Source organism: Streptomyces sp. NPDC002324, assembly GCF_053593335.1.
The window spans coordinates 1-24,769 of the sequence record NZ_JBSFCF010000039.1 but is presented as its reverse complement, the minus strand read 5'-3'; the positions used below and the strand labels follow the sequence as shown (position 1 = coordinate 24,769).

General features: G+C 69.4%; 20 protein-coding genes and 3 pseudogenes. 12 read left to right on the top strand and 11 right to left on the bottom strand.

What is annotated here, in order from left to right; all coding sequences use genetic code 11:
* Positions 1-132: 132 nt before the first annotated feature.
* Together ACWCRJ_RS35595 and ACWCRJ_RS35590 are read right to left on the bottom strand one after the other, a co-directional pair.
* Complete coding sequence (locus tag ACWCRJ_RS35595; RefSeq protein ID WP_450943152.1) at positions 133-345, bottom strand: hypothetical protein; 213 nt, start codon at positions 343-345, stop codon at positions 133-135.
* 18 nt (positions 346-363) lie between these two features.
* Positions 364-615, bottom strand: a pseudogene (locus ACWCRJ_RS35590) (pyridoxal-dependent decarboxylase); the annotation flags it as partial.
* A gap of 548 nt (positions 616-1,163) precedes the next feature.
* On the opposite strand from ACWCRJ_RS35590, the gene ACWCRJ_RS35585 reads away from it, so the two are divergent.
* Positions 1,164-1,367 carry a cold-shock protein gene (locus ACWCRJ_RS35585; protein WP_028796778.1) on the top strand — a complete coding sequence of 68 codons (204 nt, stop codon included), beginning with the start codon at positions 1,164-1,166 and terminating at the stop codon, positions 1,365-1,367.
* A 103-nt stretch (positions 1,368-1,470) separates the two neighbouring features.
* Here ACWCRJ_RS35585 and ACWCRJ_RS35580 read toward each other — a convergent pair whose 3' ends face one another.
* The gene (locus ACWCRJ_RS35580) at positions 1,471-3,156 is read right to left on the bottom strand and encodes a ribonuclease J (RefSeq protein ID WP_450943151.1); all 1,686 of its coding nucleotides are present in this window, start codon (positions 3,154-3,156) and stop codon (positions 1,471-1,473) included.
* A gap of 143 nt (positions 3,157-3,299) precedes the next feature.
* Entirely contained in the window at positions 3,300-4,427 is a 1,128-nt protein-coding gene (locus tag ACWCRJ_RS35575) for an alpha/beta hydrolase (RefSeq protein ID WP_450943150.1), read from the bottom strand.
* Positions 4,428-4,901: 474 nt separating this feature from the next.
* On the opposite strand from ACWCRJ_RS35575, the gene ACWCRJ_RS35570 reads away from it, so the two are divergent.
* The 3 genes from ACWCRJ_RS35570 to ACWCRJ_RS35560 are packed head-to-tail and all read left to right on the top strand — an operon-like array spanning position 4,902 to position 8,577.
* Positions 4,902-6,248 carry a flavin-containing monooxygenase gene (locus ACWCRJ_RS35570; protein ID WP_450943149.1) on the top strand — a complete coding sequence of 449 codons (1,347 nt, stop codon included), beginning with the start codon at positions 4,902-4,904 and terminating at the stop codon, positions 6,246-6,248.
* Positions 6,245-7,123 (top strand): SDR family NAD(P)-dependent oxidoreductase, encoded by an 879-nt coding sequence (locus tag ACWCRJ_RS35565; RefSeq protein ID WP_450943148.1) that lies wholly within the window; start codon positions 6,245-6,247, stop codon positions 7,121-7,123. Before ACWCRJ_RS35570 ends, ACWCRJ_RS35565 begins: the two co-directional genes overlap by 4 nt.
* Positions 7,120-8,577: an aldehyde dehydrogenase family protein gene (locus tag ACWCRJ_RS35560; RefSeq protein WP_450943147.1), complete on the top strand. Its 1,458-nt coding sequence runs from the start codon at positions 7,120-7,122 to the stop codon at positions 8,575-8,577. Before ACWCRJ_RS35565 ends, ACWCRJ_RS35560 begins: the two co-directional genes overlap by 4 nt.
* A gap of 84 nt (positions 8,578-8,661) precedes the next feature.
* On the opposite strand, the gene ACWCRJ_RS35555 is transcribed toward ACWCRJ_RS35560, so the two are convergent.
* On the bottom strand, positions 8,662-9,732 hold the full coding sequence (locus ACWCRJ_RS35555) for an AraC family transcriptional regulator (RefSeq protein WP_450943146.1): 1,071 nt from the start codon (positions 9,730-9,732) through the stop codon (positions 8,662-8,664).
* A 202-nt stretch (positions 9,733-9,934) separates the two neighbouring features.
* Between ACWCRJ_RS35555 and ACWCRJ_RS35550 the strand changes: the two genes are divergently transcribed.
* A complete protein-coding gene (locus tag ACWCRJ_RS35550; RefSeq protein ID WP_450943145.1) occupies positions 9,935-10,489 on the top strand; it encodes a hypothetical protein in 555 nt (184 codons plus the stop codon).
* Positions 10,490-10,630: 141 nt separating this feature from the next.
* Here the strand turns inward: ACWCRJ_RS35550 and ACWCRJ_RS35545 are convergent, their stop codons facing one another.
* Complete coding sequence (locus ACWCRJ_RS35545) at positions 10,631-11,602, bottom strand: TetR/AcrR family transcriptional regulator C-terminal domain-containing protein (RefSeq protein WP_450943144.1); 972 nt, start codon at positions 11,600-11,602, stop codon at positions 10,631-10,633.
* Between the two features lie 165 nt (positions 11,603-11,767).
* Between ACWCRJ_RS35545 and ACWCRJ_RS35540 the strand changes: the two genes are divergently transcribed.
* Entirely contained in the window at positions 11,768-12,877 is a 1,110-nt protein-coding gene (locus ACWCRJ_RS35540; protein WP_450943143.1) for an FAD-dependent monooxygenase, read from the top strand.
* Positions 12,878-12,968: 91 nt separating this feature from the next.
* On the opposite strand, the gene ACWCRJ_RS35535 is transcribed toward ACWCRJ_RS35540, so the two are convergent.
* The gene (locus ACWCRJ_RS35535) at positions 12,969-13,280 is read right to left on the bottom strand and encodes a hypothetical protein (RefSeq protein WP_450943142.1); all 312 of its coding nucleotides are present in this window, start codon (positions 13,278-13,280) and stop codon (positions 12,969-12,971) included.
* 253 nt (positions 13,281-13,533) lie between these two features.
* Positions 13,534-14,001, bottom strand: coding sequence for a winged helix-turn-helix transcriptional regulator (locus ACWCRJ_RS35530; RefSeq protein WP_450943141.1), 468 nt, complete (start codon positions 13,999-14,001; stop codon positions 13,534-13,536).
* A 93-nt stretch (positions 14,002-14,094) separates the two neighbouring features.
* Here ACWCRJ_RS35530 and ACWCRJ_RS35525 point away from each other — a divergent pair, with 93 nt between their 5' ends.
* Complete coding sequence (locus ACWCRJ_RS35525) at positions 14,095-14,589, top strand: PaaI family thioesterase (protein ID WP_450943140.1); 495 nt, start codon at positions 14,095-14,097, stop codon at positions 14,587-14,589.
* A gap of 237 nt (positions 14,590-14,826) precedes the next feature.
* Here the strand turns inward: ACWCRJ_RS35525 and ACWCRJ_RS35520 are convergent, their stop codons facing one another.
* The gene (locus tag ACWCRJ_RS35520; protein WP_450943139.1) at positions 14,827-15,093 is read right to left on the bottom strand and encodes a hypothetical protein; all 267 of its coding nucleotides are present in this window, start codon (positions 15,091-15,093) and stop codon (positions 14,827-14,829) included.
* 97 nt (positions 15,094-15,190) lie between these two features.
* Positions 15,191-15,526: pseudogene (locus ACWCRJ_RS35515) on the bottom strand (SDR family NAD(P)-dependent oxidoreductase); the annotation flags it as partial.
* A 332-nt stretch (positions 15,527-15,858) separates the two neighbouring features.
* On the opposite strand from ACWCRJ_RS35515, the gene lpdA reads away from it, so the two are divergent.
* Positions 15,859-17,271: a dihydrolipoyl dehydrogenase gene (gene lpdA / locus ACWCRJ_RS35510; protein ID WP_450943138.1), complete on the top strand. Its 1,413-nt coding sequence runs from the start codon at positions 15,859-15,861 to the stop codon at positions 17,269-17,271.
* A 246-nt stretch (positions 17,272-17,517) separates the two neighbouring features.
* Here lpdA and ACWCRJ_RS35505 read toward each other — a convergent pair whose 3' ends face one another.
* A complete protein-coding gene (locus ACWCRJ_RS35505; protein WP_450943137.1) occupies positions 17,518-20,541 on the bottom strand; it encodes an MGH1-like glycoside hydrolase domain-containing protein in 3,024 nt (1,007 codons plus the stop codon).
* 229 nt (positions 20,542-20,770) lie between these two features.
* On the opposite strand from ACWCRJ_RS35505, the gene ACWCRJ_RS35500 reads away from it, so the two are divergent.
* The 4 genes and pseudogenes from ACWCRJ_RS35500 to ACWCRJ_RS35485 form a co-directional block, all read left to right on the top strand.
* Positions 20,771-21,310 carry a GNAT family N-acetyltransferase gene (locus tag ACWCRJ_RS35500; protein WP_450943211.1) on the top strand — a complete coding sequence of 180 codons (540 nt, stop codon included), beginning with the start codon at positions 20,771-20,773 and terminating at the stop codon, positions 21,308-21,310.
* Between the two features lie 1,640 nt (positions 21,311-22,950).
* Positions 22,951-23,259 carry a hypothetical protein gene (locus ACWCRJ_RS35495; RefSeq protein WP_450943136.1) on the top strand — a complete coding sequence of 103 codons (309 nt, stop codon included), beginning with the start codon at positions 22,951-22,953 and terminating at the stop codon, positions 23,257-23,259.
* Positions 23,260-23,261: 2 nt separating this feature from the next.
* Positions 23,262-23,867 carry an ArsR/SmtB family transcription factor gene (locus ACWCRJ_RS35490; RefSeq protein WP_450943135.1) on the top strand — a complete coding sequence of 202 codons (606 nt, stop codon included), beginning with the start codon at positions 23,262-23,264 and terminating at the stop codon, positions 23,865-23,867.
* A pseudogene (locus ACWCRJ_RS35485) lies at positions 23,864-24,682 on the top strand (MFS transporter); the annotation flags it as partial. The gene ACWCRJ_RS35490 and the pseudogene ACWCRJ_RS35485, both read left to right, overlap by 4 nt.
* Positions 24,683-24,769 lie beyond the last annotated feature (87 nt).

Here is a 24,769-nt window from a genome sequence, read left to right as displayed (position 1 = left end):
CCCGGTCCGGGCTCAGGATCGCATCGAGCATCGCCAGTGAGCGGCACAGGCGTCGCAGACCGGCGAGGGAGGGGAACTGGCGAGCCATGTCATGAACAGTCACGCGCTCATCCAACCGGAAGCCGCTGACAGCTAGCGCAGTGTCTCGAGCGTGCGGATGACGTCGTCGGCATCGGTGTCCGGGTTGACGAAGGCCAGACGCAGGACGGTGGTGCCGTTCCACTGTGTGGGCACGCACAGGATGGTGCCCGCCTCGGCGGCCCGCGCCGACCAGTCCGCGTAGTCCCGCGGGCTCCAACCGGGCCGTTCGAAGAGGACGACGGACAGCTCGGGCTCGATGGTCACCAGTCCGCGTGCACGGCGGCTCAGGTGCAGGGCCAGGTCCGCCGGATTGTGGGCACCGCGGTCGATGGCGTCGAGATAGTGCGCCGACTGACTGTGCGCGGCGCGCGCCGAGGCCGGGTTCCGGTAGAGGAGTGCGCAGCAGTCGTAGGGCGCGAAAAGCCATTTGTGCGGATCGACGATGAAACTGTCGGCTCGTTCGACGCCGGTGAACGCGTGCGCACGCCACCGCGTGAGGCGAGTGCGGCGCGCGTGGGCGCCGCGGGGACACAGCGTCCCGATCCCTGCTGCGGCGGCACGCCGGCTCCTGACCGGGCCGCCGGCGGCATCGATTCCGGCCCGCGAGACATGCTTCAGCGGGGGACACGCAACCTCATCTTCGGTCAGGCAGCCGCGATCCCCGCGCCCCCGACAGCAAGCAGGTCGGGTCCGCGGAAACAGAGCGCCGGTGCATCAGGACCGGCGGATGGTGTAGCGGTTCCTTCGGGGCCCTGGTGCCACAGGCATCGGGGCCCCTCCACGTGTCCACGGCGAAGTGCGACGACACCACACGACTCGTACGTCCGACTCGATGACGACGATGCGCCCGTCCGCGGCGGAGGGCACCGCGCGCACGGTCTCCGGGTGTGGCGTGATCGCTTCCTATGGTGACGCGGCGTGTGGACGTGTAGCGTCAGCGTCAGCTGTCGTGGTTCGGAATTACTTCCTGCCTGCGCCTTCTCGGCGTAGGCGTTTTGCTGTGCTGTGCCGCAGGGACCAGGGCGATCACCTCCGTCTTCCACATGGAGTGGGAGGCGTTCATCGACCGGAAGGCATCAGACATGGCAACGGGAACTGTGAAGTGGTTCAACGCGGAGAAGGGCTTCGGCTTCATCGCCCAGGACGGCGGCGGCCCGGATGTCTTCGCGCACTACTCCGCGATCAACTCCTCGGGCTACCGTGAGCTCCAGGAGGGCCAGAGCGTGACGTTCGACGTCACCCAGGGCCAGAAGGGCCCGCAGGCCGAGAACATCACCCCGGCCTGACCTCCCGGCCCGACCGGCCGACGTCGTCCGGGGCATCGGCTCCGTACCAACAGATCAGGGGCCGCGCAGCGATGGCTGTCGCGGCCCCTGATCCTGTGCGTGCTCAGGCGTCGATGATGACGGGGATGATGAGGGGCTTGCGGCGGTGGGTGCGGAACGCCCAGTTCGCCACGGCGCGGGCGAGGAGCTGTTCGAGCTGGCGGGCGTCCCCGACGCCCTCCTCGGCCGCGGTGGCCAGGGTCTTCTCGATCACGGGGATGACCGGCTCGAAGGTGGTGTCGTCGTGGACGAAGCCGCGGGCCAGGAAGTCGGGCGCCTCGGCGAGAGCACCGGTGTCCGCGTCGACGATCGCCACCACCGTGACCACGCCTTCCTCCGCGAGCGTGAGACGGTCCTTGAGGGAGGCCTCGGTGGCCCCGCCCACTTCCATGCCGTCCACGTAGACGTTGCCCGCGGGCACCTTGCCGGTGATCGACGCGCGCCCGTCGACGAGGTCGACGACGACGCCGTCCTCGGCGATGACGACCCGGTCGGGATCGACGCCGGTCCGGATGGCGAGATCGCCGTTGGCCCGCAGATGACGCCATTCGCCGTGTACGGGCATGACGTGCCGGGGCTTGACGATGTTGTAGCAGTAGACGAGTTCGCCGGCACTGGCGTGCCCGGAGACGTGCACCTTGGCGTTGCCCTTGTGGACCACGTGGGCGCCCCACCGGGTGAGCCCGTTGATCACCCGGTAGATGGCGTTCTCGTTGCCCGGGATGAGCGAGCTGGCGAGCAGGACGGTGTCGCCCTTGCCGATGCGGATCATGTGGTCGCGGTTGGCCATGCGTGACAGCGCGGCCATCGGTTCGCCCTGGGAGCCGGTGCACACCATGGTGATCTTGTGGTCCGGGAGCTTCTCCAGCTCCTTCGTGCTCACGACCAGACCGGAGGGGACCTTCAGATAGCCGAGGTCACGGGCGATGCCCATGTTGCGGACCATGGACCGGCCCACGAAGGCAACCTTGCGGCCGTGCTGGTGGGCGGCGTCCAGAACCTGCTGGATGCGGTGCACGTGACTGGCAAAGCTGGAGACGATGACACGGCGCGGCGCGGTGCGCATCACCTGCTCGATCGCCGGGTTCAGCTCACGCTCGGAGGTGGTGAAGCCGGGCACTTCGGCGTTGGTGGAGTCGGTGAGGAACAGGTCCACACCCTCCTCGCCGAGCCGGGCGAAGGCGCGCAGATCGGTGATGCGGTCGTCGAGCGGGAACTGGTCCATCTTGAAGTCGCCGGTGTGCAGCACCATCCCGGCGCCGGTGCGGATCGCGACCGCGAGACTGTCCGGGATGGAGTGGTTGACCGCCACGAACTCGCAGTCGAAGGGCCCGAAGCGACGCCGGTCGCCCTCCCGTACCCGTACCGTGCGCGGGCGGATGCCGTGCTCCTTGAGCTTGGCCTCCACGAACGCCAGCGTCAGCTTGGAGCCGACGAGGGGAATGTCGGACCGCTCGCGCAGCAGGTACGGCACGGCACCGATGTGGTCCTCGTGCCCGTGGGTGAGGACGACGGCGACGATGTCGTCCAGCCGGTTCCGGATCGAAGTGAAGTCCGGCAGGATCACGTCCACGCCGGGCTGGTTCTCCTCGGGGAACAGCACGCCACAGTCGACGATGAGCAGTTTGCCAAGGTGCTCGAAGACCGTCATGTTGCGGCCGATCTCACCCAGGCCGCCCAAGGCGGTGACCCGCAGTCCTCCTTCGGGAAGGGGCGGGGCGGCTTTCAGGTCGGGATGCGGATGACTCATACCCCGACGTTACCGGAGAGCGGGAGGGGGATGATCCACTGCCTCCGTGTTCTCCGCCTCCGACCCGGCGGGGGAAGCCGCTTCCGCCGCGAGGGCTCCCCGACAGGCCGGGCGTGGTACCGGCCTGTCGGGGGCGCTCGCGGTCAGGCGAGGTTCTCGGCGAAGAACTCGTCGAGCCTGTCGAAGGGGATGAGGTCCTTGCGGTCGTACAGGTCGACGTGGTCCGCGCCCGGGACGATCACGAGGTCGACGGCGTCGGGGGCCATCGCCCGGACGTCCTCGGAGTAGTAGCGGGAGTGCGCGTCGGCGCCGGCCACCAGAAGGGCCTTGCGGGGCGCCGGCATGTCGATGTTCGTCATCATCGGGAAGGCGAAGAACGACATCGGCGTGGTCGCGGTCCACGCGGTGGTGGAGTTGATCGAGCGCGGGTGGTAGCCGCGCTCGGTGCGGTAGTAGTCGAAGAAGATCCTCGTGATCGGGTCGGCGTCCGCCGGCAGCGTCTTGGGCAGGACGCGGTTCGAGGGGGCGACGTCGCCGTTCTTGTCGAAGGGGACCTCGTGGGAGAGCCGCGCGTAGGTGGCGTTCTCGGCGTCGATCCAGCGCTGCGGGCTGAGGTGGTCCACGACCTTCTGGCGCTGCTCACGCGTGTAGTAGTCCTCGTGGCCGCGGGACATGCTGCGCGACATGTCGTACATCGAGGCCGTGGCCACCGCCTTGATACGGCTGTCCGCAGCCGCCGCGGTGAGCGCCATACCGCTCAGGCCGCAGATGGCCTGCGCGCCGATCCGCCCGCGGTCGACGTTCTTCCGCAGGCCGAGGAAGTCGACGGCGGCGCTGTAGTCCTCGCTGTGGATGTCGGGCGAGCCCACGTCACGTACCGTGCCGCCGCTCTCCCCGGTGAAGGAGGGGTCGAAGGCGAGTGCGACGTAGCCGCGGCGGGCGAACTCGTTGGCGTAGAGCCCCGAGGACTGTTCCTTGACCGCGCCGAAGGGGCCGCTGACCACCAGGGCGGGCAGCTTGCCCCTGGCGTTCCTCGGTGCGTAGAGGTCCGCGGCGACCTTGATGCCGTAGCGGTTCGTGAACCGCACCGAGGTCCGCTTGACGTTCCTGTCCAGCGCGAAGGTGTAGTCGCCCTTCGACGCGGTCCCGCCCCGTCCCGTGGCGCCCGTGGAGCGGCCGTCCTCCGCAGCGAAGGCGGGTGCGGCCGGGAAGGTGACGGCCGTGGCGGCGCCGGTGGCGGCGATCAGTCCGAGCGCTTTGCGACGTGCCATGGAGGGACCTCATCTTCGATCGGTGGGGGAAAAGGCGCGACGGTCGGTGGTGTCGTGACCGAGGCGCGACTCCAGGAAATCGGTTCCGCGCCAGGCATGGCAGGTCGGGTTCATGGGGGGTACAAGCTCGACCCCTCACCCGGCGGGGTGTGCGTTCGGGTCGCGCGTGGAACGCACGGCACACCGACATCTTCCGGACCCCCGCGCCGTGTTGATCCCTTGATCTGCGGGGGACGTCGGTCATACAGCCCGGCTCTGACGGCCGACGCGTCCGGCGTTCGGGGCCGCCTCCACCGGACGGCCCTCGACCCCTGCGGCCCTCGCCCCCTGCGGCCCTCGCCCCCTGCGGCCCCCGGGCAACAGCGGCCCGCCCCTGGCCGCTGTGGTCCCCTCTGTGGCCGCAGGAGTCAGTTCCCGCGGGTCGCGCGGTGCATAGGTTCCCGGATCAGAAGCATCGGAGAAGGGAGCGGACCGGTGAGTGAGCATCAGTACGACACATGTGTGATCGGTGCGGGACCCGCGGGACTGGCGGTCGCGAGGGCGCTGGCCGAGCGGGACCTGCCGTACACGCACATCGAGCGTCACACGGGCCCCGGCGGGCTGTGGGACATCGACAATCCGGGCAGCCCGATGTACGAGTCGGCCCACTTCATCTCCAGCAAGACCCTGTCGGGCTTCGGCGGTTATCCGATGCCGGACCACTTCGCCGACTACCCGCCGCACCGGCAGATCCTGTCCTACCTGACGTCGTTCGCCGAGGCCTACGGGCTCGCCGACCGGATCGAGTTCGGCACCGAGGTCCGCAGCGTCGAGAAGAACCCGGACGGCACCTGGACGGTCACCCGGGCCGACGGCCGGACCAGCACGCACCGGCAGGTCGTCGTGTGCACGGGAGCGCAGTGGCACCCCAACGTCCCCGATCTGCCCGGCGACTTCAGCGGAGAGATCCGGCACACCGTCACCTACCGCAGCGGCGCCGAACTGCGGGGCAAGCGGGTCCTGGTGGTGGGCGCGGGGAACTCCGGGCTGGACATCGCCTGCGACGCGGCGCGATCGGCCGACCACGCGGCGATCAGCATGCGCCGTGGTTACTGGTTCATCCCCAAGCACCTCTTCGGCCGGCCGGTGGACACCATCGCCGCCGGCGGACCCCACCTGCCGATGTGGCTCCAGCAGAAGCTGTTCGGCGGCCTGCTGCGGCTGCTCAACGGCGACCCGCGCAGGCTCGGTCTGCAAAAGCCCGACCACAGGCTGTTCGAGACCCACCCGGCCCTCAACTCGCTGCTGATCCACCACCTCCAGCACGGGGACATCACGGCCCGGCCCGGCATCGCGCGCACCGAGGGCCGGACGGTCCGCTTCACCGACGGCTCCAGCGACGACTTCGACCTGATCCTGCTGGCCACGGGATACGTCCACACCGTCCCGGTCGCGCAGAAGTACTTCGGCGACGAGCAGCACCCCGACCTCTATCTGTCCTCCTTCTCCCGCGAGCACGAGGGCCTGTTCGGCGTCGGCTTCGTGGAGACCAACTCCGGTGCCTACCAACTCTTCGACAGCCAGGCCCAGTTGATCGCCTCCTACATCCGGGACGCGAGGGCCGGAGTGTCGACCGCCGAGCGGTTCGCCCGCAGGATCCGCAGCGACCGGCCGGACCTGTCCGGCGGACTGCGGTTCGTCGACTCGCCCCGCCACACCGGCTACGTCCACAGCGACGCCTTCGTGAAGTACCTCGGCAAGGTGGCCGAGGACATGGGCTGGCGCACCGCGGGCCGACCGCCCGGGGCGACCTCAGCTCGACAGGAGGCGGTGGCGTCATGACGTACGACTTCCATGACAAGGTCATCCTGGTGACGGGCGGCGCCGGCGGCATCGGCAGCGCCCTGTGCCACCGCTTCGCGGCAGGCGGGGCCCGCCTCCTCGTGGTCGACATCGACGAGGTGCGGGCTACGCGGACCGCCGCCGAGCTGCCCGGGAGCGGGCATGCCGGGCTGGGCTGCGACCTGCTGGACGGCGCTGCCCTGCAGCGACTGCTCGACGGCGTCACGGCCAGCCATGGCCGTATCGACGTCCTCGTGAACAACGTGGGCATGACCAGCGCCGAACGGTTCGACGTACGCAGCGTCGAGAGCATCGAGCGGGAGATCGACGTCAACCTGACCGCCCCGCTGGTCACGACCCGGCTCGCCGTGCCGCTGCTGCGGGCCTCCGCCGACCCCCGGGTGGTCACGACCGTGTCCCTCGGCGGGATCTTCCCACTGGGTGAGACGCCGATCTACACGGCCTCGAAGTTCGGGCTGCGCGGCGCGATGCTCGCCATCGGTCTCGACCTGCGGGGCAAGGGCATCCAGGCCGGTTCGGTGCTGCCGTCGGCGACCGACACACGGATGCTCCGGCAGGAGGCCGTCGAGGGCGGCAACTCCCTGCAGTTCCAGGACCCGCCGCAGCAGCCCTCCGACGTCGTCAGGGCGGTCGTGAGCCTGCTGGACCGGCCCCGTCTGGAGTCCTATGTCAGACCGGGCGAGTCCCGGCTGGTGCGGTTCGCGATGCTCGCGCCGAACCTGCTGCCCAGACTCTTCCCGCTGTTCCGCAGGCGCGGCGAGCGGGGCATGGCCCGCTATCTGGAGGACCTGCGCCGCAGAGGGCTGGCCCGCCGGGCCGCCGGCGGCCACTGGGAACTGGTGGAGGAGGCATGAGCGGCACGGACATCACCGGTGGCGGCGGCAGCGCTCGGCTCCACCGGAGTCGGTCGAGTCTCGACATCGTCAACCCCGCCACAGGCGAACGGATCACGACCGTGCCGGCGGCGAGCGAGCAGGACGTCGTGCTGGCGGCCGAGCGGGCGCACAAGGTCTTCGGGAGCGGCGTCTGGGCCGGCCGGTCCCCGCGGGAGCGGGCCGCCGTCCTCCTGCGTCTGGCGGACCTCATGGAGCGCGACGCCGAGACCCTGGCCCGGCTGGACTGCGAGGACGCGGGCAAGCCGATCACCGAGTGCCGTACGGGCGACGTGCCCGCGGCGATCGAGTCGATCCGCTGGTTCGCCGAGGCGGCCGACAAGGTCTTCGGCCGCATCGCCCCCACCGGTCACGCCGGCCTGGGTCTGGTGAGCCGGGAACCGGTGGGGGTGGCCGCCGCGATCCTGCCCTGGAACTATCCGCTGGCCATGGCCGCCTGGAAGATCGGCCCCGCGCTCACCGCGGGCAACTCCCTGCTGCTCAAGCCCGCCGAGGCCACCCCGCGCTCCACCCTGCACATGGCCGCCCTGACGGCCGAGGCGGGCCTGCCCGACGGCGTACTCACCGTCCTGCCCGGCCACGGCTCCGTCACCGGTACGGCACTCGCCCGCAACCCGCTGGTGCGCGCACTGTCGTTCACCGGGTCCACCGCCGCCGGACGCCGCGTCCTGGCCGACGCGGCGGAGACCAACTTCAAGCGGGTCTCCTTGGAGATGGGCGGCAAGAGCCCCCAGATCCTCATGCCGGACGCGCTCGAGTACGGCGACGAACTGATCGACCACATGATCGAGGCCGCGTTTCTGACGATGGGGCAGAACTGCACCGCCGGCTCCCGCGTCCTGGTCCACCACAGCATCGCCGAGGAGGTGCTGGACCGGTTCACCGCCGCCGCGCGGGACCTCACCATCGGTGACCCCGCCGACGCGGGCACCCGGATGGGACCGCTCATCAGCCGTGCCGCCTTCGACCGGGTCGCGGCGGCGGTCGACGCGGCCCGCTCCGCCGGAGCCCACATCCACACCGGCGGCCTGCCGCACGGTCTGCCGCCGCGAGGCGCGTACTACCCGCCCACCGTGGTCAGCCGGCCCCCGGCGGGCAGCGACGTGCTCACCCAGGAACTGTTCGGCCCTGTCGTCACCGTCCAGACCTTCAGCTCGGAGAACGAGGCGGTGGGGCTCGCGAATGCCACGGAGTACGGGCTCGCCGCCTCGGTGTGGACCCGCGACCTCGACGCCGCGTTCCGGCTCGCACGGGGGATCGAGGCGGGGGTGGTCTCCGTCAACGCGTACAGCGAGGGCGAGATCACCACCCCCTTCGGAGGGTGGAAACAGTCCGGATTCGGTGGCGCGGAGAAGTCCACCGACGCCTTCGCGCAGTGGACCAGGGAGAAGACCGTCTGGATCCGCACACGTTGAGGAGACAAGGCCGCTCGACCGTCCGGACCACACGTGTCGACGGGTACGGGCCTCAGTAGGGACAGGCCTCAGTGGGAACGGGCCTCAGTCGCCCTGCCGCTCCGGCGCTGCTCCGCGCAGGCGGGCCGGGGTGACTCCGTGCCAGCGGTGCACCGCGCGCCGCAGTGCGCGCACGTCGGAGAAACCGGCCTGCCGGGCGACGTCCCGCAGGGTCGGTTCGGGGCGGCGCAACAACTGCTCGACCCGCTCGCGGCGCACCCCGTCGACGACCGCCTCGTACGTCGTGCCGCACTCGGCCAGCCGACGGCGCAGCGTGCGCTCGCTGGAGGCGTGCCGTCGGGCCTGTTCGACGAAGGAGGGCACATCGGGCAGGCTCTGCGCGATCGAGATCTCCAGTACCTCCAGCAGGTCCTGCTGATCGCGCCGCGCCGCCGCCTGCTCGCCCAGGAGTTCCACGACGGCGGCGTAGGTGACCCGGTCGTGGCCCGGCATCGGCCGCCCGGCCCATGCCGTGGGGAACACCAGGCGGTTCCCCACGGCGCCGAAACGCGTCGGGCAGCGGAACAGCTCATTGAACGGTCCGGTGTCATCCGGGGCGGGAAAGGCGAACTCGACGCTCTGCGGGGCGAATTCCTCCGCCGAACTCAGCCGTGTGACGGCGACGACGCTGCCGAACGCCTCCTCGGCCAGGAAGACCGCGACCGTCGGATCGAGGGCGGGATCGGGCAGTTCGGCGCGCAGCACATAGCCCGCCTCCTCCGCTCCGGCCGACCAGACCACCATCGCCCCGGACAGGTTCTGGAAACGCACGCCGGTCTCGATGGCCTCCCGCAGCGTGTCGGCGGCCATCTGGGCGAACCCCAGCAGCCCCCAGGAGGTCAGATGCTGCGCGGCACCGACCCGCAGCCCCAGATGCGCGTCACCGGTGAGCTCCAGCGCACGCCGGATGACGGCACTGCCCTGCCGGTAGGAGACCCGCAGCGCCGCCGAGCGCATCATCTGCTCGTCCAGTCCGACCCGGTTCAGTTCGGGGCGCAGATCGACCCCGTATCCGTCGGCGACCGGGATCAGGCAGCGCAGGATGTTCGGCGGAATGGTCGCCGAGGTACTGCGGCTGGTTCCCGCCGACTCGGCCGGGGCGGCACTTGGGGGCATGGGGTTCCTCGGGACCGGGTGTCGCTCGCTGAGCACACAGTAGACCGGCACCGCCGCGATGCTCTCCACGCCGGAACCCGGTCTTCCGCCGGCTCGGCCGCAGCGGACCCGTTCACCGCTTCGGCTGTGGCTCGGCAGAGAAGCCCCCGCCGTGTGGTGACTCCATGGACCGGCGGGCCGCTCTGCGCCTAGGGTCTTGATCATGTTCAAGTCAGGGGTGGGGTTTCTCGCGTTGTTCGGGCTCGGCTGGTGGTTGCTGGGGGCGAGTGCGTTCGGGGGGCCGGTGCGGCTGGTTCTGATGGTCGTCGGCTGTGTCGTCGCGGTGGCGCTGATGCTGGCCGCGCGGCGCTTTCTTCCGGCCTCGGCCGGGGGACCGTTCCCCGCCGACCGGCGTCGGCGGTTCAACCAGATCAACGGGCTGCAGTGGCTGCTGATCATCGTCATCGCCGTGGTCTGCCGTCAGGCCGGGGCGCCGGTGCTCGTTCCCGCGCTGGTCGCGGTGGTCGTCGGGCTCCATTTCCTGCCACTGGCCGTGGTGTTCGAGCAGCCTCGACTGCGCGTGCCGGCCGCCCTGTTGGTCGCCTCCGGGGCAGCGGGCGTGACCGTCTGGCTCACGGACGGTCCGGACGAGACCGTGCGGCTCGTCGTGGGCCTCGCGTCCGCGCTCTCCCTGTGGGCCACGGCGGCATGGACCGTCGCGGGGACGGCACCCGCTGCCGAGCAGGGGACGCGAGGGGAGGCGTCCGGCGGCGCGTGAGCACTTTCCCTGTCGTGCCGGACCCTGTGCTCGGCCACGTCGACAGCGGCACCGGGCGTTCCGCGCGACCGGTTGCGCGCGGCCGGGGCAGCCGGCCGATGGGCGGCTACGCCACCTCCGACCCGAACGGCGTTCCTGTGTCTACGTATCCGCTTGCTCTCCCTCGACGAGCGAAGTCAGGCCGTCGAGGAGCGCCTTGAGGCCGAACTCGAAGAGTGCGTCGAGCCGCAGGTCGTAGCCGTCCTCGAAGGCTCCGACCACCTTGCTGAAGGTGGGGAAGCGGCCGGATTCCACCAGTTCCTGGAGCGCGGGGGTACGGCTGTCCATCCACTGGTCCTCCGACTGACCCGTGGCCGCCTGGGCGTGCGCTTCCATCTCCAGGTGCACAGCCAGGCCCTGGACATGGCTGTAGAGCAGGACATGGATGTCGAACAGCCTGGTGGGATCGAGTCCGTGGCCGTCGAGGGCGCGCAGCACCCACTCGCCGTGGACCATCAGGTTGGGCACGAGGAGAGGACGGGTGAGAGAGCCGATCTGGGCCAGCCACGGGTGCTTGCGGTAGAGGGTCCAGAGTGTCCGAGCACTCAGTTCGACGCGGGCACGCCACTCTCCTGGAGCGTCCGCGGGGTAGGACTCCTCGCCGAAGGCCGTGTCGGCCATGAGCAGGATGAGTTCGTCCTTGCTGGGGACGTATCGGTACGGCGACATGGCGGCGACGCCCAGCCGTGCCGCGACACCGCGCATCGAGAGCGCCGACAGCCCTTCGGTATCGGCGATGTCGACGGCCGTACGGACGATCCGGTCGAGGCTCAGCTCCCTCTCCGGGTCCGGGACGGGCGAGGCGGGCGCGGGGTGTCTGCGGGGCGGCGCGGCGGGGGCCGGTCCGGCGACGACCGTACCGACCCGGGGCCGGGTCCGGACGAGTCCTTCCAGACGCAAGGTGGTCAGAACCTTGGTGGCGGTGGCGAGCGCGACGCCCCACTCCCGGGCGATCTGCCGTGTCGAGGGAATCCGGTCCCCGGGGGCGAGTTCACCGTCCGCGATGCGCTGCCGGATCGCGGCGACGATGCGCAGATAGGGCGGATCACCGGCTGCGCCTGTGGCCTTCGTCACACCTTGCCACCCTTCTGTCCTGTACTAGTGCAGAGGCTAGCAGCAGCGCCGTCGATGGGAGCCCTCTGACCTAGTACAGGCACTCCATTTCACCAGTTGAAGGGGGTGTGCGTACGACGTACGTTCAGTGGGCGTACAGCGTACGAACCACTCAAGGAGCTTCCCATGCGGACCGTACTCGTCTCCGGCGGCGGAATCGCCGGGCCCGTCCTCGCCCACTGGCTGCGCCGCCACGGCTTCGCACCCACGGTCGTCGAACGCGCTCCCGGCCCACGCCCCGGCGGCCAGGCGGTGGACATCCGCGGTGTCGCGCTCGAAGTCGTGCGGCGGATGGGCCTGCTGGAGCGGGCGAGCCGCGTGCGGACCCGGATGCGCGGCATGTCGATCCTCGACCCCGACGGCCACGAGGTCGACCGCTCCACCGAGGCGACCTTCAGCAGCGGTCGGCTGGACAGCGACGACATCGAGGTGCTGCGCGAGGACCTGGTGGGGATGGTGTATGAGCACACGCGTGCCGATGTGGAGTACCTCTTCGGCGACAGCGTCACCGCGCTCGACGAGGACGCGACCGGCGTGCGCGTCGACTTCGCGCACGGGCCCTCGCGCACCTTCGATCTCGTGGTCGGGGCCGACGGTCTCCACTCCACCGTGCGACGCCTGGCCTTCGGCCCGGAGGAGCGATTCGCCCACCATCTGGGCAGCTACCTCTCGGTGTTCAGCGCGGACAACTTCCTCGCCCTTGACGACTGGCAGATGTGGCTGCGGGACGGCGACATCGGCTTCGGCATCATGCCCGTACGCGGCAACACCGAACTGAGGATCGCCTTCGGCTTCGAGTCCGCCCCGCTGGCCCACGACCTCCGCGACGGCGGCACCCTACGGCGACTCGTCGTGGACAGGCTGTCGTCGATGCGGTGGGAAGGGCCCCGCCTGGCCGAGGCAGCCCGCAAGGCACCCGACTTCTACTGCGACGCCATGGCCCAGATCCGTATGGACTCCTGGTCGCTGGGCCGGGTCGCCCTCCTCGGAGACGCGGGCTACTGCCCCTCCCCCCTCTCGGGGCAGGGCACCAGCCTGGCCCTCGTCGGAGCGTACGTGCTGGCCGACTGCCTTGCCCGAGCGGGCGGCGACCACCGCATCGCGTATGCCCGCTATGAGCGGCGGATGCGCCCCTTCGTCACCCTCAACCAGGCCCTGGCGATCGAGAACCCCGGCGGACCCGCCGCGGAGGAGTCCGTCGCCCGCGCCAAGAACGCACTCTCACTGGACGGCTGATCCTCTGCCCGACCGGGCATCGGCAGACGGCCGAACCGGCATCACGGCCTCCGTCGCCCCGGCGCGGCCCCACCGGCACGGGCCGCGTTCGTCAGCCCATGAGGACGAGGGCGTTCTCGATTCCCTGCTCCAGAACCTCGTCGGCGAGCTTTCGGTCGGAGAGGGCGCGGGACGGTTGCGGCGTTCCCACCAGCATGGTGTAGAGCCCGACCGCCCTGCCGCGAGCGGACTGCGGGTCCTCGGGTGTCAGGCGGGCGGAGATCTCCTCCAGGATGGCCCGCGCGCCGTCGGTGTAGGCCTGCTTCGTCTCGTCCCCGCAGCGGCCCACCTCGTCGAGGAGGGCGGCGGAGGGGTACCCGGTGCTGGGATGGTCTCGGTGCCTGGGCGACAGATACTCACGCACGAGGTCCTCAAGACCGGTGGCCGGCCTTTTCGATGATCCGTTGCCGGGTGGCCTGCTTGTGCTCCTTGGCGTGGCGCGCCGCGAGTTTCCTCCGGTGATTTCGGTGAGGCCGTTGCCGTTGCCCTGCGTCCCAGTCTGAGAGAGTGGCCCGTCATACGTAATATGACGATCGACAGGTGCAGGTGCAGGTGCAGGTGCAGGTGCAGGTGCAGTGCAGGTCCAGTCGTCGCTGTCGTCCGCGCGGGCCTGACGCTCACGACCGCGGGCGGGCGCCAGGTCCCAACCGGGCGGTGACGTCTCCGGGGGTGAGGGTGGAGTGGTCCGCGCTGCACTCGACGACGACGCGGACCGGGGCGTCGCAGGCGGTGTGGCGGACGTCCAGTACCGGCCCGTCGGGGCCCACGGCGTGCAGTTCGCCCCACTGGCTCAGTGCCATGAGGACCGGCCACAGGTCCCAGCCCTTGCGGGTCAGGCGGTACTCGTTGCGGGACCGACTGCCCGGCTCGCGGTAAGGGACGGTCTTGAGCACGCCGGACGAGATCAGCTTCCTCAGGCGATCGCTGAGGACCGCCTCGGACAGGCCGATGTGGCGGTGGAAGTCGTCGAAGCGCCGGACTCCGTTGACGGCGTCACGAAGGATCAGCAACGTCCACTTCTCGCCGACCACGTCGAGCGTGCGCTGGACGGGGCAGTTGTCGGTGCTCGCCTCAAGCCACTCCATCCCGTCATCGTAGACGGCTGGCTTCGTCATTGACAGTCAGGTGAGGCCGCAGCTAGCTTCACTTGGAAAAGTCAGAGGAAAGGGTGCTCGGTCGTGGGACGCACACGTACGTATCAATGGGAAGATCCCGCGGCACTGGCGGAGGCGGCCGGTGGCATGGCCGGCATCGACTTCCTGCGCGAGCTGCAGGCGGGGCGGCTGCCGGCGCCGCCCATCAACCACGCCATCGACTTCACCCTGGACGAGGTGGAGCCCGGCCGCGCGGTGTTCTCACTGACGCCGGGGGAGGAGCACTACAACCCGATCGGCAGCGTGCACGGCGGTATCTTCGCCACCCTGCTCGACTCGGCGGCGGGCTGCGCCGTCCAGTCCGTCCTCCCACAGGGCATGGCGTACACCTCGCTCGACCTGTCGGTGAAGTTCCTGCGGCGGATCACCGTGGACACGGGCACGGTGCGGGCCATCGGCACGGTGGTCAGCAAGGGGCGGCAAACCGCCCTCGCCCAAGCGCAGTTGGTCGACGGCTCGGACCGGCTGCTCGCCCATGCCACCAGCAGCTGCATGCTCTTCGCGGTGCCTTCCTCGTAGGGCATGCCTTCCTCGGAGGCGTGAGCCGCGACGGCGACCGGTGACGCCGGGCCCTGCCCGCTGCCGAGGCGGGTCTGCGCGGTGTCCGGTGCCCTCTCGTGCCCTCCCGCCGACGGCGCCCTCGCTCGCCGGGCGTCGCATGTGCCCACAAGTTCGGACCCCTCCCGGGTGGGACGTCGGCAGCGCGGGATCGACCGCACCCGCCCCGGCTCAGAGTGCTCCGGATGCGCGTGCCTCTCAGGGGAGCTGCGGGTAGCGCGCCCGGACGCCTCCGGGACAGGGCGGCCTGCGCCTGGCGGGCGGTGTCGTCGGCGAGGATCTCGTAGGTACCGGCGGCGATACCGTCCACGGCGATGCGCGCGATGTCGGCAGGTGGGACTTGGGCGCGTCGACGGCCTGGACCATGTCGGTGTCCGTGTAGCCGACATGCAGGCCCGCCACTCGGATGCCCCGGTCGGCGAGATGCATGCGCAGGCTGCTGGTGAGCGACCACTGGGCGGACATGGCGGCGCAGTAGGCCCCCAACTGCGGGAAGCTGACCCAGGCACAGGCCGGACGAGATGTTCGGGATCGTGCCAAGCCCGTTCGCCGATATCCGAGCAGCGAACGCATGGGTCACCGAAAGGGTGCCGGAGCAGAGGGTGTCCATCTCCCGGCGGATGTCGTGCGGGTCGGCGGCGAGCAGGTCGGCCCCCGGGGACGACCTCGCGTTGTTCACCGGCACGGTCACGTCGCCGCTGGCCGCTGCGGCGGCTGCGGCGGAGGTGGGGTCGGCGACGTCGAGCGTGCTCGGTTTCGCGGCGGGCAGGTCGACCTGCCCGGGATCGCGGGCGCCGGCGTGGATGATGGCGCCCCGGCCGAGCAGCTCGGCCGCGAGAGCCCGGCCGAAGCCTCGGTCGGCTCCGGTGACGAGGGCGGTGCTGGTGGAGAGGTCCATGAGCCCGCCGACGTGGTGGGGGTGGTGGGACCAGCCCGGTCAGTGGTCGCATCCGATGCCCCGGCGAAGACCGGGTGCGCGGCTGCCCCGCCGAAACACGCCTCCTGAACGGCGCGGGCATACAGGAAGCCGCCAGGGCGCTGTAGTCCACGTCCCGGGCATCGCTGCCGTGGTGGTGAACCACAGGTCACCTCCTCGTCCTCCACCGACACCCAGGCGTTACGCGGCGGTCGGCACGGCCGCCGTCGAGTATTGACGAACAGGTTCTTCGATCGGGAGCGAGCCGGCCCCTCGTGGGGGGGGCGGCCGCGCCAGCGGAAAGGAAGCCGTCCATGGACGAGCAGAGTGAGCGCTTCGACGTCGTCGTACTCGGCGCGGGCCCCGGCGGATACGTTGCCGCCATCCGGGCCGCCCAACTGGGCAAGCGCGTCGCGGTCGTCGAGGAGAAGTACTGGGGCGGTGTCTGCCTGAACGTGGGCTGTATCCCCACCAAGGCGCTGCTGCGCAACGCCGAGCTGGCGCACCTCTTCACGCGCGAGGCGAAGACCTTCGGCATCAAGGTCGAGGGTGAGGTCTCCTTCGACTACGGGGAGGCTTTTCGGCGCAGCCGGAAGGTCGCGGACGGCCGGGTCAAGGGCGTCCACTACCTGATGAAGAAGAACAAGATCACGGAGATCAGCGGTCGCGGCACCTTCCTCGACCCGCACACACTCCAGGTGGCCGACTACGAAGGCAACACCCGCACCGTCGGCTTCGATCACTGCGTCATCGCCGCCGGGGCCAGCCCCAAGCTGCTGCCCGGCACCCGCCTTACCTCGCGCGTGGTGACGTACGAGGAGCAGATCCTCGCCGAGGACCTGCCGCGGTCGATCGTCATCGCGGGCGCCGGGGCCATCGGCGTCGAGTTCGCCTACGTGCTGCACAACTACGGCGTGAAGGTCACCGTCGTCGAGTTCCTGGACCGGATCGCCCCGCTGGAGGACGCCGAGGTCTCCGCCGAACTGGCCAAGCAGTACCGGAGGTTGGGCATCGACGTGCTCACCTCGACCCGTGTCGAGTCGATCGACGAGTCCGGCCCGCAGGTCCGGGTCACGGTCACGGGCAAGGACGGCGCCCAGCAGGTCCTGGAGGCGGACAAGGTCCTGCAGGCGATCGGCTTCGCGCCGAACGTCACCGGCTACGGCCTGGAGCAGACCGGCGTGCGCGTCACCGAGCGCGGCGCGATCGACGTCGACGGCCGTTGCCGTACCTCGGTCCCGCACATCTACGCCATCGGGGATGTCACCGCGAAGCTGATGCTCGCGCACGCCGCCGAGGCGATGGGCGTGGTTGCCGCCGAGACGATTGCGGACGCGGAGACCATGGAGCTGGACTACGTGATGATCCCGCGGTCCACGTTCTGCCAGCCGCAGATCGCCAGCTTCGGCTACACCGAGGCACAGGCGAGGGAGAAGGGCTTCGACGTCCAGGTCGCGAAGTTCCCCTTCACCGCGAACGCCAAGGCCCACGGTCTGGGCGACGCGACCGGCTTCGTGAAGCTGATCAGCGACGCCAAGTACGGCGAGCTCCTCGGCGCCCACCTCATCGGCCCCGATGTCACCGAACTCCTGCCCGAGCTGACCCTGGCCCAGCAGTGGGACCTCACCGTCCACGAGATCGCCCGCAACGTCCATGCCCACCCCACCCTCGGGGAAGCGGTCAAGGAAGCCGTCCACGGCCTTGCAGGCCACATGATCAATATGTAGCGGAGTGTGTTCGGCGCGACGGCAGACAGGGCCTGCCGGCACCCGGATCGGTTCGTGACGTCCGGCTGCCGAGGGGCCCTGTTTCCTGTCGCGGCGGGTGAGCCATGGGCACGCGGCCCTCGCGCGGCCCGGGCACGGAGGAACTTGCTGCGCGACCGTCGCAGGCGACCCCGAACAGACCCTGACCGCGCTGCCCGGGCAGCTGGGGGAGGTCCGCCGCGGCCAGGAGCCGCGGCGGACGTCCGGTCAGGAGGTGAACGGTGTGGAGCCGTCCTCGGCGACGAGTCTCCACAGGTGGTCGGCGGTGCCGGTGTCGTCCCATTGCAGGGCCTGGGCTCCGGACGATGTGGACATGTTCTGGATGCCGAGGACCATGCCGCTGTTCTTGTTGACGATCTTGGCGTAGCCGCCGCCGGCGTCGACGATCGACCAGAGATGGTCGGCGGTCAGGGTGTCGCCCCACTGCAGCGCGGTGGCGCCGGCCGTCTTGGAGGCGTCCTTGATGCCGAGGACCTGGCCGCTGTTGGTGTTGAAGATCTTGTAGTAGCCGTTCTCGGCGGGGACGATCTTCCACCAGTGGTTGGCGGTGCTACCGGCGGTCTGCTGCTGGACGGCGCCTCCGGCCGCGATCGAGGAGCCGGAGATACCTAGCTCCAGGTTGCTGTTCTTGTTGGTGATCTTGACGGACGGAGTCTCCGGGTACCAGGACTCCAGCTCGGTGACACCGACGAACTTGCCTGCCTGTGGGGTGAGGACGACCCGGAACTGCGAGGTCGTGATCGTCGGGAAGGTCACCTCGTTGGCGTTGTTCGCGACCGGCGCGGCCGGGCTCTTCGTCTGGCTCGGCACGCTCACCCACGCACCGTCCTTGAGGTACTGGACGGAGTAGCTCGCCGGGACGCGGATGTTCGCGCCGTCGTCGTACGTGTAGAACTTCACCTCGTTGATCTTGCGCGGCGCGCCGAAGTCGACGCCGAGGTGGTCGGTTGCGTTGGGGGAGCCGGAGTTGGTCCACCTGTTGTCGGGGATCTTGTCGTAGCGGATCCATCCGTCGGTGGCCCGAAGCGGGGCGTCGAAGGTGGTCGGCTTGCAGGTCTGGCCGCTGTGGCAGTGCGGGCCGTTGGAGACGGTGTTGGTGTAGGAGGCGAACGCCTTCGGGTACGGCTGGGTGACGGTCCGGCCCAGCCAGTCCTGCTCGGCCGTCAGCGGGTTGGCCGCCACGTTCATCATGCGCACGGGCTGCGCCGGAGTCACGGGAGCGGCCACGTCCACCGTGGTGTTGCCGACCGTGGACGACTGATGGATGCGCCGGCCGTCCTCGAAGATCTGCAGGCCGCTGCCCTTGCCGTAGTGCGAGCCGTCCCGGTCCCAGCGGATCGAGTATGTGTGCCCGTGATACGGCAGGCTCTCCACCGCGAAGTAGTCCCACCCGGAAGGCACCAGCGGCTTGAGCACCAGCGTGTTGTTCGCCTGCGGCTTGATGCCCAACAGGCCGTTCAGCACCAGGTCGTTGAAGCTGGAGTGGTTGTAGTGCTCGCTGAAGTTGAACCCGTCGTAGATCCATGCGCCGGTGTCACCGTTGGCGGCCTCGGCGACGTAGGGCTTGCCGTCCTTGTGCTGGAGGTCGGCGAACTGGGCCAGCATCGTCTGGTAGTCGGCCTTGGTGACGAAGCTCTGCGCGGGGTAGTCCTGCAGCAGGTTCGCGAGGCCGGTCAGGATCTGGCTGGTCTGGTACGGCCAGCTCGGACCGTTCCAGTGGCAGCAGTTGGCGTCATCGCGCTTCTGCTCGGCGGGTATGGCCTGGTAGTTGAAGTAGGGGTTCGTCGCGATCCGGTCGAGCTCGGCGAAGCCGGTTCCCTTGGTGAACTTCAGGGTGTTGGCCCCGGTCTTCATCGGGACCTGCACGGTGACGGACTTCGACTCCGAGAAACTGCCCCAGCCGCCGGTGGGCGCGTAGCTGACGGTGACCGGGTTCGCGGTGTCGCCGTTGACGATGATCTTGTGCGTCGAGGTGTCGGCAGTGCCGTTGGCGTAGTGGACCGTCACGGGGTACGTGCCGTTGCCCGGCGCGGCCACGGTGAACCCGACCGCGCTGTCGTCGAAGTCGATCTGCCCCACGTACTTGCCGTTGGAGGCGGTCGTCGCACTGTGAATGTTCGCGTGGGTGACGGCGGCCTGCTCGGCCTCGAAGTCGTGCACCCGCTCCAGCGTCGTGGGCCCGAACGGCGCCTTGAACCGTTTGGCATCCGTCAGGTACTTCCACGCCGACGAGTACTGCGCGTCGGGCAGGTTGAACGCCCAGGGGGCGAAGCCCATCGCCTCACGCCAGGTCGTCCTGGTCTGCTTGAGGGTCCCGTTGGTGTTGTCCGTGTTGTAGACCTGCATGAAGAACTCGCGCTGCGGATCCCACAGCGAGTTCTGCACGGCGGCCTTGAGCGAGGCGGCCTTGCCGTCGTACTCGGTCGCGGTCGCCGTGTCGCCGTTCATCGTGGCGATCTTGCTGATCGCCTGGGCGGCGCTGAACATGTACGCGTTGATCGTGGGCCGGTAGCCCCGGCCACCGCCGAACCAGTCGCTGCTGTGCATCGACGTCTCGGTGTACTCCGTGGCGTCGGACAGCGGGGTCTGGTGGAACAGATCGCTGGAGGACTGCGTACCGTTCACCGTGACGTCGGCGTCGAAGTTCGAGTCCCATCGCTTGTACAGCGCGATGAGGTGGGGGAGATCGGCCTTGATCTCGGCGGCGTCCCCGGTGACCAGGAAGCGCTGGTACGCGGCGCTCGTGATCCATTCGCTGAAGTTCCGGGCGCCGGAGTTGCCCGCGCCGCGCAGCCAGAAGTCGAGGTAGTCGCCCGCGTAGTCGCGGTTGTGCAGCCAGCGCCCGTCCAGCAGGTGGTATCCGGTCGCGTCCGGGAGCGCGGTGTACGGGTTCCCGGCGTACCCGATCGGCACGTCGTACTCGGTCGACACGTACCCGGTGCCCGGCACCGTGTAGCGCAGCGCCCGCTTGAAGGTGCTCCAGCGGTAGTAGTAGACCTCGTCGATGTCGTTGTCGGGGGTGTCGAGGAACGGGATGTTGTCCTTGTACCACTGCCGCTCGTCGAGCTGGTTGGCGGCGAGGATGGCGTCCTTGTCCAGTGCGACCGCGTCGGGGTCGTCGGCGGCCTGGGCCGCGGGCGCGCCGGGTCCTGCCGACAGGAGGCTGATGGTCATCACGGAGCCGCACAGGGCGGCCAGCGCGCGACTGCTGCGTCTGGGGCGGAAACGCATCGAGGTGTCCTCCGTTGGGCACTCATGCGGCGGTTCGAGATGTTCGATATTGCGAACACTGTTCGAAATTCTGCGCGACGGTAGTGTCTGACGAGGGAGGAGGTCAAGAGTTTCGACCGGGCCAGTTCGCCTTCGGCCGCGGATTCGACCGGGCCGTTCCTCTGCGGCCGCGACTCGACCCGATCGGCCGGCGCGGGAAACGCGTTGCAGTGACACCGCGTTGCCGGGCATCCTCACGGGCGTGATCACTGCATGCGGCTCCACCGATGCCGTCGTCGTCGTACCTCTCGGCGTGCGCGACCTGCTTCCGGGAGACCTGCCGGCCTGCGCCTGGTCGGGTTCGGCCACCCATCTGCGCCATGTGGAGCGGGAGCTGGCGCGTGCTGCGGCCGGCGAGGTGGACTACCTGGCTGTATGCACGCCGGTAGACCTGCCGGTGGCGATCGGCGGAGTCGACTACACGGTCTCCGAGGGGGCCGGAACCCTCTGGCAGCTCGCCGTCCTCCCGGCACTCCAGTCCCGCGGCCTGGGAACGCTGTTGGTCCGTGCCGCCGAGCAGAGGATCAGGGACCGCCGTCTGCGCACGGCCGAACTCGCCGTGGAGGAGGGCAACGTGCGGGCTCGCGCCCTGTACGAGCGCCTCGGCTACGTCGCGTACGGCCGTGAGGCCGACGCCTGGGACGAGGAAACAGCCGACGGGTCCGTCCGCCGCCACGAGACGATGTGCGTCCTCATGCGGAGGGATCTGGGCGCACCGGACCGACGGTGAAGGTCCGATCGGGGTGCCGTCCGGCCGTGGGGCCCACGGGGTGGCTCCCTCGGCTCATCGGTCGAACAGAGGGAGCCTCGCGCTGATGGGCTCCCGGGAACCGACCTCCGCGTGCCTGCGAGGCTACTCCTTTCCCGGCAGGCCGCGCGGGAACGGGACCCGATGCGTCGTGGGCCGCCGCGCGGTGTGCCCCGCCGCTGCGCCACCGACACGACCTGCGTGTGCGGTGGGCCTCTACCGTAATGAATCACCCCTGGCCGGCGGCCGGCGAGTGCGTGTTTCTGATCCTTCGGCGACCCACGCGAAGGACGCCCGCACCGATTGCCGAAGAGGCCTGACCGCGCCCAGCAGCCCGGAGATCGATCCTCGCCCAGCGCACCCGCATCGGCGAACTCCTCGGAAAGTTCCTTGACCCACTCGTCGGAAAGTAGACCGTCCGGCCGAGGGGTACGGTCACCATCAGGTGACTTGGGCCCCCGGCCGGGACCAGAGCGATCGACGGTTGGCAAGCCGGGCCGCGCGACGCAAGACGGCTTCTGCGCGGGCGGGTTCCCAGGCAAGGCTCGGCCGTTCGGGCCGTCGTCGGCAATACGCGCAGTCAGGATCACTACAGACGTCTTCACGCCATTCGTCGCACACCACGCACAGCGCTGCGTCGAACCGTTCGCAGTAGTCCTGCCTGGCGCCGCACCGCAGGCATGATCCGGACTCCGGCCGGATGGCGGAGGGGCGCTTACGAGGCATCCCCCTGACTGAGGTTCAGCATCTCCGCATCCACCACGGCTGAGACGGATCGCCATGGGAGTCCACGATCGTGCGGGAGCAGTAGACCCCGTCAAGCGGATGCACCAGCAGCCGGAGCTCCCGCGATGCACCTGACGGCAGCCCGCACAGCGCCTGCTCCAGCATCTGTCGTGGATGAGCGTCAGAGGGACAGCACGCTTCGACTCCGCAGCCACGGGCCTGTGGATCCGTCAGCCTACGGGCCGGGCCGTGAACGGTGCCGACCCACCGAGCCATCGCGTCGGCGATGGCTCCTGGCCACAGGTGTGAATCCTCGAACGCGGCAATCTCGCTCTGTGCGCGCGCCGAGACCCCAGAAACGATCTTCCTACCGTGCTCCGGGCGGAGCCTGCGCGACAACTTGGCGCGCACCTGGCCTGGCCGTCTACGCGCCATAGGCCTTTCGTTGGTTCGTCATGGACGACATCCTCCCAGAGTGAAGCCGTTCCGATCAATGCGGCTCCGATCGCCCGGCCTGTCCGCTGCCCGGGAGGCAGACTTCCCGACCTCTCTTGATCTCCCGTCGACTACATGTACGCCACGTATCACCGCAGGTCGAAGGCCATCCATGGACTCCCGCGGTCGGTAAATCGAGCTGACAGACCAGGGCCCATGACAGGCTCCGAAACCCGGTGGCGCTGGGACGGATGTTCTCCCCGAACGAGAAGTACGCGGCGCTGGTGGAGACGGCCGGCTACCTGCCGCTCGCACTGAGCGCGGAGGACTGTCCGGAACTGCCGCCGACCCTGGCAGGCCGTCTACTCCTACGGCATCAAGGTAAATCACCGAGTCTACGACTGCGACGATCTGAACGGACTGCGCCAGGTGAAGTCCGGGGTCACCGAGCGGAAGAACCGGTGGGAGTCCGCCATGACACCTACGACATCCGGCTTCTCTGGCTGCGCGATCACCACGAGGGCCGCTGGATCACCTTCCCCTGGCGGTTGCTGTCGACCACCGCCACGCCCTTCGGGGAACTCGCCTGGGACCACGAGGTGCGCAACCTGCGCGAGCGGGGCGGCCCGGTCACCGAGGACGCCGTCGCTTCCTCGCTCCTGGCTCGCCCGAGACGATCCACCGAGCCCACGTCAAGCTGCGGTGCATCTTTGCAGAGTCTTCTCTGCATAGACTCCTATGCAGAGAAGACTCTGCATCCCACGCTGTAGGCATGTCCGACGAGCCCGACCCCACACAACAGCCCGCCAAGCCCGCCCGGCGCCTTGATGCACGTAGCCTGCGAGGGCTGGCTCATCCGCTGCGGATGAACATCTTCGAACTGCTCAGCCTGGACGGCCCCGCCACCTCCACCAGGCTCGCTGAGCGCCTCGGGGAGAACACCGGCACCATCAGTTGGCACTTGCGCCACCTCGCCGAGCACGGCTTCATCGAGGAGGAAACCGGACGGGGCACGAAACGCGAGCGCTGGTGGAGAAGAGTCGACGTCACGAACGAGCTGAACACTGCCGATTTCCGCGACGATCCCGACATCCGGGGCGCGCTCTCGGTCTACCTGCACGAACTGGTGCAGCAGTGCTTCAGCCGGGTCGTGAACTACATCAGCGAGGACTGGGACGACAGGTGGCGGAGCGCCGGCACGGTCTCGGACTGGAGTGACCTGCGGATGACCCCGATTCAGCTGGAGGCGCTCAACGCGGAACTGATGGCTGTCATCGCCCGCCATACCCCTGCGCCGAACGCCGAACCCGCCCCGGACGCGCTCCCTGTCGTCGTGCAGCTCCAGTCTTTCCCCCGCAAGGAGCGTGGCTCCGCATGAGCCATGGCATACGTGGTGGCCTCCTGCACCGCCACCGCGATTTCCGTCTGCTGTGGTGCGGCGAGACCGCGGGCAAGTTCGGCGCGTCGGTCACCGGGGTGGCGATGCCGCTGGTTGCCGTCTCCACCTTGCACGCCAGCACGTTCGAGGTCGGCCTGCTGAGCGCCGCTGCCTGGGCCCCCTGGATGATCATTGGTCTCCCGGCCGGCGTCTGGGTGGACCGGCTGCGGCGTAGACCGATCATGCTGGCCGCCGCCACGATCTCCCTCTTGCTCTTCGCCAGCGTCCCGGTCGCCGCGTGGTCCGGCTGGTTGAGTATCGAACTCCTGCTGGCCGTCGCCCTGCTGACGGGCACGGCAGCGGTGTTCTTCCAGACCGCTTACAGCGCCTATCTCCCCAGCATTCTCGAACCCGATGACCAGCCCGAGGGCAACGCCAAACTGCACGGCAGCGCGTCCGCCGCGCAGATTGCCGGGCTCGGCTCCGGCGGCCTGATCGCACAGTTGGCAGGTGCGGTGAACGGGATGTTCGCCAACGCCGCGACATTCCTCGTCTCCCTCCTCTGCCTCGCAGGCATCCGGCATCGCGAGCCACGCGTCGCCAGAACCGAACATCGCCCCAAGTCACTGGTCAGTGAAGTCCGCGAAGGCCTGCGGCTGATCGCCGTCGACCCCTGGTTTCGCACGCTCACACTCTTCGGAGCCGCCTCCAACCTGGCCCTCATGGGATACCAGTCGATCCAGGTGGTCTTCCTGGTCCGGAGCGTCGGCCTGACACCAGGGACGGTCGGCGCACTCATCGCGGCCACTAGGGCCTGTGTGAGGTCGTGATCATTCTCGGGTTCTGGTCCCGTGCGGGGGTGGGACCTGGTAGGACGCTGGGTGTGACACGTACGCAACTCA